The organism is Metabacillus sediminilitoris, from assembly GCF_009720625.1.
GTDB lineage: Bacteria > Bacillota > Bacilli > Bacillales > Bacillaceae > Metabacillus > Metabacillus sediminilitoris.
Genome location: NZ_CP046266.1, coordinates 3,739,199 through 3,751,711, shown reverse-complemented (window position 1 = coordinate 3,751,711; position 12,513 = coordinate 3,739,199). Strand labels below are relative to the sequence as shown.

Below are 12,513 nucleotides of genomic sequence, written 5' to 3'. Positions count from 1 at the left end.
ATTTGAACGAGCCTAGACAAGGGGGAGTAGAAGATATGCGGGTGTCAAATGTGACCGTTAGAAAGCGTCTTGTTTTAACGTTGCTTATCGGTTTTTTCGTTTTTTTAGTGATTGATATACGTCTAGGATATGTTCAGTTTTTTCTTGGAGATACATTAACTTCTGGTGCTAAAGATTTATGGAGCAGAAATATTCCGTTTGAACCTGAACGTGGGGAAATTTTAGATCGAAACGGTGTGAAGCTTGCTACGAATATGAGTGCGCCTACCATATATGTTGTTCCAAGACAAATTGAAAATCCTGCAGAGACAGCGAAAAAGCTTGCGGCTGTTTTAAATATGTCGGAGGAGAAGGCCTATAAACATATTACGAAAAAAGAATCAATAGAATGGATAAATCCAGAGGGAAGAAAAATTTCTCATGAAAAAGCCAATGAAGTAAGGGATTTAAATTTAAAAGGAGTATATATTGCAGAGGATTCTAAACGATATTATCCATTTGGCGGCTATTTATCTCATGTTCTCGGCTTTGCAGGTATTGATAACCAAGGACTACTTGGATTAGAAGCTTATTATGATGAACAGTTAAAAGGTGAAAAAGGTTATGTGAAATTCTTTTCTGATGCAAAAGGACAAAGAATGCCAGATGAAGCTGACGATTACACAGCACCAGTCGATGGTAAAAATTTAAAACTTACAATTGATTCACGTGTTCAAACGATTATCGAGCGCGAATTAGATAATGTGCAGGCAACTTATAATCCGGATGGTATTATAGCAATAGCGATGAATCCAAATAATGGTGAGATTTTAGCGATGTCAAGTCGTCCAGACTTTGATCCAGCTAATTTTAGGGAAGTTGATCCTATGATCTATAATCGCAACTTACCTGTTTGGAGTTCGTATGAGCCTGGTTCAACTTTTAAAATTATTACGTTGGCTGCTGCTCTGGAGGAAAAAAAGGTTGACCTGGAAAAAGATACGTTTAATGATACCGGTTCTGTTAAAGTAGATGGCGCCACATTACGTTGTTGGAAAAGAGGCGGCCATGGACATCAAACATTTTTAGAAGTTGTCCAGAATTCTTGTAACCCTGGGTTTGTTGAGCTTGGGCAAAGACTTGGTGAAGAAACACTTTTTAAATATATAAAAGATTTCGGATTTGGACAAAAAACAGGGATTGATTTACAAGGAGAAGCAAAAGGGATTTTATTTAATCCAGAAAAAGTAGGCCCTGTTGAACTGGCCACAACAGCGTTTGGTCAAGGTGTATCCGTTACACCCATTCAACAGGTTGCGGCTGTAGCTGCCGCAGTCAATGGAGGTATATTATACACACCATATATTGCGAAAGAATGGGTTGATCCTGTGACAAATGAAGTAATAAGTAGACATACCCCAGAGGCTAAACGCAGAGTCATTTCTGAAGAAACATCAAAACAGGTACGACATGCTCTAGAAAGTGTTGTTGCTCTTGGTACTGGGCGTAATGCATATGTAGATGGTTATCGAGTCGGGGGGAAAACGGGTACTGCTCAAAAAGTAAAAGATGGCAGATATATGGAGAATAACCATATTGTATCTTTTATAGGGTTTGCTCCTGCAGATGATCCACAAATTGTTGTATATGTCGCAGTTGATAATCCAAAAGGTACAATTCAATTTGGGGGCACAGTTTCAGCTCCTATAGTAGGGAATATTATGCGTGATGTTTTGCCGGAAATTGGAGTGAAACCTAGAAAAGATCAAATTGAAAAAGAATATAAATGGCTGGACACAAAATTGGTTGAAGTACCGAATATTTTAGGGTTGTCGAAACAAGAGCTTGCAGAGCAGTTTGTAAATTTAAAACTTGATGTAGCTGGCGAAGGAGATGTTGTTGTACAGCAATCGCCAAGTGAAGGTGTGAAAGTAAAGGAAGGCTCAACCTTACGAGTCTATTTAGGCAAAAGTGATGATAAAAGTAAAAGCAAAGAGTAAAGAAAGCATGGCATTCTAGAGGAAAGGAATGCCACGCTTTCTTTCTGTTTGGGATTGGCCATTAAGTTTTCGAAATAATAAAACATAAAAGATTTTAAAAAGAAAATGTAACGAATGATGGCTCTTTTTTTATAAGTAAGATAAAATAAGTACGGAGAAACAATCACTTATTAGGTTGAAGAAGTATTTATTGAAAATTTGGTTTTTTGCCCTTTAGAATCTACTACATACTTAAAATAGAATGATGGGCAAAACGATTTAATGAAAGTAGGAATATGGTTATGAAATTAAATGAATTACTTACATATTTACATGATCGATCAATTGAATATAATGAAAATCCTACCATAACATCAATTGAAATGGATTCTAGAGAAGTAAAGAATGGAAGCTTGTTCATATGTATTGACGGTTATACCGTTGATGGTCATGATTTTGCTGAGAAAGCAGTTGAAAATGGAGCTGTAGCTATTCTGTCAGAGCGACAACTACAAGTTGATGTACCAGTCATTGTTGTAAAAGATACAAAACGAGCAATGGCGGTTCTCGCTGATATTTTTTATGGTCAGCCAACTCATCAGATGCACCTAATAGGTGTAACAGGTACAAACGGAAAAACGACAACAACACATATCATAGAGAAAATTTTAAAGGAAGCAAACAAAAAAACAGGCTTAATTGGTACAATGTACATAAAAATTGCTGAAAAACAAATAGATGTAAAAAATACAACTCCTGAGAGCTTAACTTTACAAAAAACATTTCAAGATATGAGAGAAAATGATGTCACACATGCTGTTATGGAGGTTTCTTCTCACGCACTTCATTTAGGAAGGATCCATGGCTGTGATTTTAATGTTGCTGTCTTTACAAACTTATCACAGGATCATTTAGATTATCATAAAACAATGGAAGCCTATAAATATGCTAAAGGATTGCTTTTTGCACAATTAGGTAATCGTTTTGATCATGACAATATAAAAATAGCTGTTCTAAATGCCGATGAAGAAGCATCGGAAGAATTTATCAAAATGACTTCTGCCAAAATTATGACTTATGGTATTAATAAAGAAGCAGATGTTATGGCTAAAGAAATAAAAATGACATCTAAAGGTACTGAGTTCCAGTTGATTACTCCTGTTGGAATAAAACATATATCGATTAATATGATTGGTAAATTTAGTATATATAATGTGTTGGCAGCAGTAGCAGCAAGTCTAGCATCCTCAATTGAATTAGATACAATTTGCCATGCAGTTGAAGCTATGGATGGCGTAAGGGGCCGCTTTGAACTTGTTGATGGCGGTCAAGATTTTACGGTCATTGTTGACTACGCACATACTCCCGATAGTCTAGAAAATGTCCTGCAAACGATAAAGCAATTTGTTGAAGGGAAAATCTTTTGTGTTGTAGGTTGCGGTGGTGATCGAGATAAAACAAAAAGACCTCTAATGGCAAAAATTGCAACGGAATTTAGCGACGAGCCAATTTTTACGTCTGATAACCCAAGAAGTGAAGATCCGAGGATGATATTGCGTGATATGGAAGCAGGGGTTGCAGGAGAGCATTATCATTCAATCGAGAATCGTGAAAAAGCAATTCTTTTTGCTGTGGAAAATGCCAAAAAAGGCGATGTCATTTTAATAGCTGGGAAAGGCCATGAAACCTACCAGATAATTGGTGATGAAACATTTGATTTTGATGATAAAGAAGTTGCTTTTAAGGCAATTAATAAAAGTATCTAATCTATTTATGAGAGGATGTCAGCCCGTAAATAAGGGTGTAGTTTCATTATGATTTTCGTCATAAAATAGGTAACATCGGATAGAAAGAGAAGATGATAAAATGAATAAAAATTTGTTTACTAAAAGTATACAATCAAATAACATTATTACTCGATTCGGAAAATTTATAGTGGGGAGGGAGTATACATGTTAGAGCAAGTCATTTTAATAACACTCGTGATGGGATTTTTAATAAGTGTATTACTGTCCCCAGTCATTATTCCATTTCTAAGAAGATTGAAATTTGGTCAAAGTATTAGAGAAGAGGGACCAAAATCTCATCAAAAAAAATCAGGTACACCAACTATGGGAGGAGTAATGATTATCATCTCCATCATCATTACAACTATTGTAATGACTGGTAAGTTCTCCCAACTTAGTGTTGAAATGTATCTATTATTGTTTGTGACAGTCGGTTATGGACTATTAGGGTTCTTAGATGATTTTATAAAAGTTGTCATGAAAAGAAATCTTGGATTAACTTCACGACAAAAGCTACTTGGGCAAATAATTATTGCAGTTATATTTTATCTTGTCTTTACTCAATACGGATTTTCTACAGAGTTAGGTATTCCAGGTACGACTCTTTCTGTTGATTTAGGATGGGGATATGTCATACTTGTGATTTTTATGCTTGTAGGTGGTTCCAACGCAGTTAATTTAACAGACGGATTAGATGGGTTATTATCCGGAACTGCTGCCATTGCTTTCGGTGCGTTTGCAGTACTTGCTTGGAATCAATCACAATATGATGTTGCCATTTTTTCAGTAGCAGTAGTAGGGGCTGTACTTGGATTTTTAGTATTTAATGCACATCCTGCAAAAGTATTTATGGGAGATACTGGTTCGCTTGCCCTTGGTGGAGCAATTGTAACAATAGCAATTTTAACAAAATTAGAAATATTACTTGTGTTAATTGGCGGAGTATTTGTTATTGAAACATTATCCGTTATTATTCAAGTTATTTCATTCAAAACAACAGGGAAAAGAGTTTTTAAAATGAGTCCGCTTCATCATCATTACGAATTAGTTGGATGGTCAGAATGGAGAGTAGTTGTCACATTCTGGACAATAGGACTTGTTTTTGCAGTGTTAGGAATTTATATCGAGGTGTGGTTGTAATTGAAAAAGATTAGTGATTATCTACATAAAAATGTATTAGTAATTGGTTTAGCAAAAAGCGGCTTAGCGGCCGCTAAATTATTACATCAGCTAGGTGCTAATGTAACTGTAAACGATTTAAAGGCTGTAGACTCAGATGCATCTGTTCAAGAATTAAGAGAACTTGGAGTACAGGTTGTATGTGGAGACCATCCTCTTTCATTAATTAGTGATTCAGTTGACTTGGTTGTAAAAAATCCTGGTATTCCCTATTCAAATCCATTGATTTCACTTGCGGAAAAACAAAATATTCCAACGATAACCGAAGTGGAGCTTGCATATAAAATATCTGAAGCTGACATCATCGCAATTACTGGATCTAATGGTAAAACAACAACAACGACACTTATTTATGAAATGCTAAAAGAAGCTGGAAAGCAACCGTTAATTGCAGGGAATATTGGGACTGTTGCATGTGAAGTTGCACAACTTGCTACAAAAGATAATGTAATCGTAATGGAATTATCATCGTTTCAACTATTAGGTACAATTGAGTTTAGACCAGCAATAGCTGTTCTCCTTAATATTTTTGATGCTCATTTAGATTATCATGGCACAAAAGATGAATATGTGTATGCAAAGGGGAAAATTTATGAAAATCAAATTGGAACGGATGCATCCATCGTTAATTTTGATGACCGTGAAGTTTGTGAGCTTTCTGAAAAATCTCATGCAGAAAAACTATTCTTCTCAACTACAACGATGCTCGAAGGCGGTACATATATTAAAGATGAAAGCATTTGGTATAAAAATGAACAAATCATTTTAATAAAAGATATCGTGTTACCAGGAGCACATAATCTTGAAAATATCCTTGCTGCTATTTCAGCTGTAAAATTAAGAGGGGCTACCAATGATGCCATTGTTAAGGTTCTTACTTCATTTAAAGGTGTAAAACATAGACTCCAATTTGTTGAAAACATTAACAACCGCCGTTTTTATAATGATTCAAAAGCAACGAATATTTTAGCAACAAGTAAGGCACTTCAAGCGTTTACTGTTCCAACAATTTTACTTGCTGGTGGTCTTGATCGCGGAAATGAATTTGATGAGCTTAAACCTTTTTTAAAACATGTCAAAGCAATGATTTTATTTGGTGAAACTGCACCAAAACTTGAAAGAATCGCCAAAGAGAGTGGAATAGAAGTCATAAAACGTGTCGATAATGTGGAACAAGCAGTTATCACGGCGTATGAAGTTTCCGATGAAGATGATGTGATCGTATTATCACCAGCATGTGCTAGTTGGGATCAGTTCAAAACTTTTGAAGAAAGAGGAGACATTTTTATTCAAGCCGTGCATAAGCTTAATTAAGGGCTTGTACGCTTTTCTCAACTATGAACAAGGTACTAACCTTTTTTGTTCAAAAGACGAGAATTAATATGAAACATAGTGTCAGTGTCTAGTTCTAGGGGCCATCGGTTTACACATGAAATGAAGGGTCAGTCAGGGGAACGGTCTTTAGTTTTTGACTGCCCAAAAGCATAAACCATACCGGCAGCGGGGATAAAAATAACCTGCAAGCTCACGGATTATCTTATGCTAATACCGATATGCAGCTGCCTAGTGCTATTCTACGAGCCATACAGCCCTTAAATAATAGGTACAGGGGTGTTCGGCATTGACAGCAAAAAGGTCTACACCAGACTTTATATTAGTTATCCTTACGTTGCTTCTATTAACAATTGGTCTTATTATGGTATACAGTGCAAGTGCTGTGTGGGCGACGTATAAATTTGATGATTCATTCTTTTTTGCCAAACGTCAGCTTTTATTTGCCGGCGTTGGAGTAATAGCAATGTTTTTTCTAATGAATGTTGATTACTGGACATGGCGAACATGGGCAAAAATGTTAATTATTGTTTGTTTTTTCTTATTAATCGCGGTTTTGATACCTGGTATCGGGATGGAAAGAAACGGTTCAAGAAGCTGGATAGGTGTTGGTGCTTTCTCCATTCAGCCATCAGAGTTTATGAAATTGGCAATGATCGCATTTCTTGCAAAGTTTTTATCTGAAAATCAAAAGAAAATCACTTCGTTTAAAAAAGGATTAATTCCTTCTCTAGGGCTTGTTTTTACAGCTTTTGCTATGATAATGCTACAACCTGATTTAGGAACAGGAACAGTCATGGTAGGAACCTGTATCGTTATGATTTTTGTATCTGGAGCACGAGTCATCCATTTTGTATGGCTTGGTTTGTTAGGAGTAGCAGGTTTTGTTGCCCTCGTTTTATCTGCTCCATATCGAATTAAACGTATTACGTCATTTTTAGATCCTTGGGAAGATCCACTTGGCAGTGGATTTCAAATTATCCAATCTTTATATGCAATTGGACCAGGTGGATTATTTGGCTTAGGACTTGGGCAGAGCAGACAAAAGTTTTTCTATTTACCAGAACCGCAAACAGATTTTATTTTTGCGATTTTATCTGAAGAATTAGGATTTATTGGCGGTTCATTAGTGTTACTCCTTTTCGGTTTACTTTTATGGCGAGGAGTAAGAATTGCACTAGGCGCACCAGATCTTTATGGGAGTTTTTTAGCAATTGGTATTATAACAATGGTTGCAATTCAAGTTATGATCAATGTTGGCGTTGTAACAGGACTTATGCCTGTTACAGGGATCACCCTTCCTTTCTTAAGTTATGGGGGATCATCACTTACCTTAATGCTAATGGCGATTGGTGTATTATTAAATGTAAGCAGGTATTCAAAATATTAATGTAATATGGACATTTAAGGCTGACGATAGGGAAGTGATGATTTTAGGCTTGCAATAAAGTCTAAAAAGAGTCCTTAACAGTCAGCCTTTATCACGTTTATACACTGATTGCGTTGATCAGTTTCAATAAACAAATTAAGAAAGAATTTAAATGTTAATAAAACGTAATTTTTCAAAATATGATGACACGGTAAGTTGTGTTTATGATTTACCATATTGGGGGAGCTATGATGAAAGTTGTTGTAAGCGGTGGAGGTACTGGTGGACACATTTATCCAGCACTTGCATTAATAAATGAAATAAAACGACAAAATGCTAAAGCAGAATTTTTATATATTGGAACGGAAAATGGTCTTGAAAAAGATATAGTGAAACGGGCAGGCATACCATTTAAGGCTATAGAGATTACTGGGTTTAAAAGAAAACTATCATTCGAAAATATTAAAACTGTTACCCGTTTTTTAAGAGGGGTCTCGATTAGTAAAAAGTATTTAAAAAATTTCAAGCCAGATGTTGTAATAGGTACTGGCGGATATGTTTGTGGACCAGTTGTCTATGCAGCATCTAAGTTGAAAATCCCTACAGTCATTCATGAACAAAATAGTTTACCAGGTGTTACAAATAAATTTTTATCTCGATATGTAGATAAGGTTGCCATCTGTTTTGAAGATGCAAAAAAATACTTTCCTGAACACAAAGTGGTGTTAACAGGAAATCCCCGAGCTTCAGAAGTTCTTGGTCAAGATGCAGGGAAAGGCAGACAGTCGCTTGGTCTTAATTCAAACCGGAAGACCGTATTAATATTTGGTGGAAGTCGTGGTGCTCGTGCGATAAATGAAGCGGTATTACAAATGATGCCATTTTTAAAAGATAAACCATATCAAGTTGTTTATGTAACTGGTGAAGTACATTATGATAAAGTAATGGCAGAGATGATAAATGTAAAAGACCATTCACATGTGATTATAAAGCCATTTATTCATAATATGCCTGAGGTATTATCAGCTGTAGATTTAATTGTTTCACGAGCAGGAGCTACTTCACTAGCGGAAATCACAGCATTAGGTATACCAAGTATATTAATTCCAAGTCCATATGTAACAGCAAATCATCAAGAAAAAAATGCAAGATCTTTGAGTGATCATCATGCGGCAATTATGCTAAGAGAACAAGGTTTAAATGGAAGCCAATTGTTGTCTGAAATTGATAATATTTTATTAAATGAAACAAAGCTTACTGCTATGAAAAAGGCTTCTAAGGAACTGGGAATACCAGATGCTGCTTCAAAGCTATATCAAGTTATGAAAGAAATTGCAAAGAAATAAATTGGTATAGGAGGACATTATGTCTAGATTATATAATGATTTGCTTTCGGCTAATATTGGTAAAGTACGAGAAAATGAACCTTTATTAAAGCATACAACAATTAAAATTGGCGGACCGGCAGATTTATTTGTTGAACCGAGCAGTTCAGAATCATTAGCAAAAGCTTTGCAAATAATAAAAAAGCATGGAGTAAAGTGGAGAGCGATTGGAAGAGGCTCAAATCTACTTGTTTCAGATAAGGGAATAGAAGGTGTTGTCCTTAAGCTAGGTATTGGATTAGATGACTTTGAGTTACATGAAGATCTGCTCACTGTTGGTGGAGGATGTTCAATCGTAAGACTTGCAACCATTATTAGCAAAAAAGGTTTGTCAGGATTAGAGTTTGCTAGTGGTATTCCTGGGTCAATTGGTGGTGCTGTCTATATGAATGCGGGTGCACATGGTTCTGATATTTCTAAAATTCTTGTAAAAGCACAAATTCTTTTTGATGATGGAAGATTGGAATGGTTATCGAATGAAGACTTAGAGTTTTCCTATCGAACATCGGTTTTACAAGAGAAAAAACCTGGAATTTGCCTTAATGCGGTTTTAAAATTGGAAAAAGGGGTAAAAGAAGATATTGTTGCTGTAATGCAAAAAAATAAGGATTATAGAAAAGTTACACAGCCATGGAATTTTCCATGTGCAGGCAGTATTTTTCGGAATCCCCTTCCAAAATATGCAGGTCAGCTTGTTGAAGATGCCGGTTTAAAAGGTTATCAAATTGGTGGAGCGAAAATTTCAGAAATGCATGGGAACTTTATTGTAAATGCAGGGGATGCTACTGCTCAAGATGTATTAGATCTCATTGCATTTGTAAAAGAAACCATTCTCGAAAAATATGGAGTAACAATGGAAACAGAAGTTGAAATAATAGGGCGGAAATAGTCATCAAACCTCCCCATTATTTCCTTTTCTTGTGGTATAATGACTTTGTGTATATGATTTGCTTGTTTAAGGATTTCCTTTCTCATAATATATAAACGGCATCTTTTATGCCGTTTGTTTTATGAAAAGATTTAAGTTATGAAAAAGGAGTGGAAGTGAATCAAAATCTCTTTCGTATGTTTACGAAAAAAAATAACCTATAAAGTTGTTTTTTTCCGCAATCAACACGAGTGCCTGTTGATATTCAGCTAACAGGATTAACTAGAAAGGTACCTCTCATCTTCTTATGAAATGATTGAATGATTGCCTAGAGTTTTTTTGCTATTATGGGGTGAAAATGATTGGAAAAGAAAGTTGTTTCGTTAGAAGATCGCATACCAAAACTACAACAGCAGCGAAAACAAAAATCAAATCGTAGACTTATTTCTTTTTTATCCGTCTTCTTCTTGCTTATTCTACTTGTTATTTATTTTCAATCTCCTTTAAGTAAAGTTGCAAGTGTTTCTGTAGAAGGAAATGAAACGGTTGAATCAAAAAAAATTATTGAAATGAGTGGTATAACTACCTCATCAGGTTTTTGGAATATCAATTCCAAGGAAATTAAGAATGCAGTAGGTAAACATTTACAAATTAAGAGTGTGACAATTAAGAAAAAATTGCCGAATCATATTGTTTTGGTAGTAGAGGAACATAAAAGTATTGCTTATCTTGAAAAAGATGGAGCATTTTTGTCAATCCTCGAAAATGGACAAGTATTAAAGGATCGTAAAGAGACTGCTCCTGCAGATGCTCCAGTATTAATTAATTGGAAGAGTGAAGAAGCGATTAAAGAAATGGTTAGTGAGTTAACAAAAATTTCTCCTAGTATATTTAATTCCATCTCTGAGATTCACTATACTCCCGATAAAACTGATCCTTGGTTAGTTCGCCTTTATATGAATGATGGCTATGAAGTAATAGCTTCGGTTCGTACTTTTTCTAAGAAAATGGAAACCTACCCAGAAATTGTATCCCAGCTCGAAGAAGACATCAAAGGTGTCATTCATTTTGAAGTAGGTACTTACTTTGAATCCTATGAACCATTACCAAAAGAGGAGGAGGATAATGAAAGCCAAAATGAAACTGAAGGGTAGTTATATCATTTTAACCTTTGTCCTCCTTGTTGTCGGTTTTTTGATTTCTTATTCGTATCAACTAACAAACGAAAAAAAGCAAGAGCATACAATTTCTGCTGAGCAATGGGAAAAAGAATTTAAAGCGCGTTCGCAGTTAATTGACGAAGAAGAAAAAAATGAAGCATTACAAAAAGAATTATATGCTAAACAAGAAGAAGCCAGAAAAATCGAGGAGTCATTAAAGAATCAAAAACAAATTTATTATAATTTAGTTGAAGACGTTGAGAAATACCGTATGTATGTCGGGGACGTCCCAGTAGTAGGACAAGGTGTTCAAGTGACATTGGAAGATTCTTCATATATTCCTGAAGGTGAAAATGTCAATAATTATATCGTGCACGAAAGTCATATTTTTAACCTTATCAACGAACTATATATATCTGGTGCTGATGCGGTATCAATTAATGGTCAAAGATTATCGAGCGATTCCTATCTTTATTGTAATGGACCTGTAGTGACTGTAGATGGAAATCAGTATCCTGCACCATTTGTCATAGCAGCAATAGGGGATCCAAATGTATTAATTCCCTCATTAAATATTGCAGGTGGGGTTATTGATCAACTCTCATTCGAAAACATTGTTGTGACAGTTGAAAATAAATCAGAAATAAAAATGGAACCTTTATTACAAGAACAGGAATCTGCATCTTAGAACTTATTGATTCTTATAAAACCAATAATATATGTGAAAATCAGATAGGTGGTTTTAGGTGAAGAAAGCCGATTGGAAAAAGGGGATTAGTTTTACTTTATTATTAATGATATTTGGATTAATGCTAGCCATTCAATATCGAACAATAAAAGAACCAATTATTCGAGATACAAGAGATATGTGGCAACTCAGAGAAGACTTGAAAAAAGAGCAGCAATTACAAGTTGATTTACTTTCCGAACTTAGAAAATATAATGAAATAATTGAAACTTACAAGGCGGAAGAAAATCAAAATCCTGAAATAGCTTTAAATGAAACATTGACTGTTTTGAAGGAAGAAGCAGGACTGACAGAAGTAACAGGGCAAGGGATAATTATTACAATTGACAAATTGTTTACCGATGAATTAATTGGAGCACCAATTCAGGACATATCACCTCACCTGTTAAAACGATTAATAAATGAATTAAATTCCTATGATGCTAAAGAAATATCTATCCAAGGAAGAAGATTAATTAATTCCTCCGTGATAAGGGATATTAATGGTCAAACAAAAATGGATAATTTCAGCCTAAGTTCATTTCCGATTGAAATAAAAGTTATTTCACAAAATGCAGACAAGCTATATAATCGAATGAATGCCTCGACAACAGATGAAGATTTCGCGATTGATAATTTAAGTCTGACAGTTTCTAAACCGATTGGAAAGTTAACAATACCTGCATATGAAGACTCCATACGCGTTAAAAATATGAAGCCATTAGGATCAGAAGAAGGGGGAAACTAA

10 protein-coding genes are annotated in these 12,513 nt (G+C 35.1%); all 10 read left to right on the top strand.

The annotated features are described in order from the left end of the window. The first annotated feature begins 35 nt into the window (after nt 1-35). The 10 genes from GMB29_RS17920 (at nt 36) to GMB29_RS17875 (ending at nt 12,513) form a co-directional block, all read left to right on the top strand. Nucleotides 36-1,979 (top strand): stage V sporulation protein D, encoded by a 1,944-nt coding sequence (locus GMB29_RS17920; RefSeq protein WP_136351331.1) that lies wholly within the window; start codon nt 36-38, stop codon nt 1,977-1,979. A 281-nt stretch (nt 1,980-2,260) separates the two neighbouring features. Further along, entirely contained in the window at nt 2,261-3,724 is a 1,464-nt protein-coding gene (locus GMB29_RS17915; protein ID WP_136351330.1) for a UDP-N-acetylmuramoyl-L-alanyl-D-glutamate--2,6-diaminopimelate ligase, read from the top strand. A gap of 186 nt (nt 3,725-3,910) precedes the next feature. Next, entirely contained in the window at nt 3,911-4,885 is a 975-nt protein-coding gene (gene mraY, locus GMB29_RS17910) for a phospho-N-acetylmuramoyl-pentapeptide-transferase (RefSeq protein ID WP_136351329.1), read from the top strand. Beyond that, a complete protein-coding gene (gene murD / locus GMB29_RS17905) occupies nt 4,886-6,238 on the top strand; it encodes a UDP-N-acetylmuramoyl-L-alanine--D-glutamate ligase (protein ID WP_136351328.1) in 1,353 nt (450 codons plus the stop codon). It abuts the gene before it with no gap. Between the two features lie 307 nt (nt 6,239-6,545). Beyond that, entirely contained in the window at nt 6,546-7,646 is a 1,101-nt protein-coding gene (gene spoVE, locus GMB29_RS17900) for a stage V sporulation protein E (RefSeq protein WP_136351327.1), read from the top strand. A gap of 230 nt (nt 7,647-7,876) precedes the next feature. Beyond that, nucleotides 7,877-8,971, top strand: coding sequence for an undecaprenyldiphospho-muramoylpentapeptide beta-N-acetylglucosaminyltransferase (gene murG / locus GMB29_RS17895; RefSeq protein ID WP_136351326.1), 1,095 nt, complete (start codon nt 7,877-7,879; stop codon nt 8,969-8,971). Nucleotides 8,972-8,990: 19 nt separating this feature from the next. Continuing rightward, nucleotides 8,991-9,899 (top strand): UDP-N-acetylmuramate dehydrogenase, encoded by a 909-nt coding sequence (gene murB / locus GMB29_RS17890; RefSeq protein WP_136351325.1) that lies wholly within the window; start codon nt 8,991-8,993, stop codon nt 9,897-9,899. 341 nt (nt 9,900-10,240) lie between these two features. Next, nucleotides 10,241-11,032 carry a cell division protein FtsQ/DivIB gene (locus GMB29_RS17885; RefSeq protein WP_136351324.1) on the top strand — a complete coding sequence of 264 codons (792 nt, stop codon included), beginning with the start codon at nt 10,241-10,243 and terminating at the stop codon, nt 11,030-11,032. Next, the gene (locus GMB29_RS17880; RefSeq protein WP_136351483.1) at nt 11,022-11,726 is read left to right on the top strand and encodes a DUF881 domain-containing protein; all 705 of its coding nucleotides are present in this window, start codon (nt 11,022-11,024) and stop codon (nt 11,724-11,726) included. Before GMB29_RS17885 ends, GMB29_RS17880 begins: the two co-directional genes overlap by 11 nt. Before the next feature lie 58 nt (nt 11,727-11,784). Beyond that, nucleotides 11,785-12,513 carry a DUF881 domain-containing protein gene (locus GMB29_RS17875; protein WP_196305195.1) on the top strand — a complete coding sequence of 243 codons (729 nt, stop codon included), beginning with the start codon at nt 11,785-11,787 and terminating at the stop codon, nt 12,511-12,513.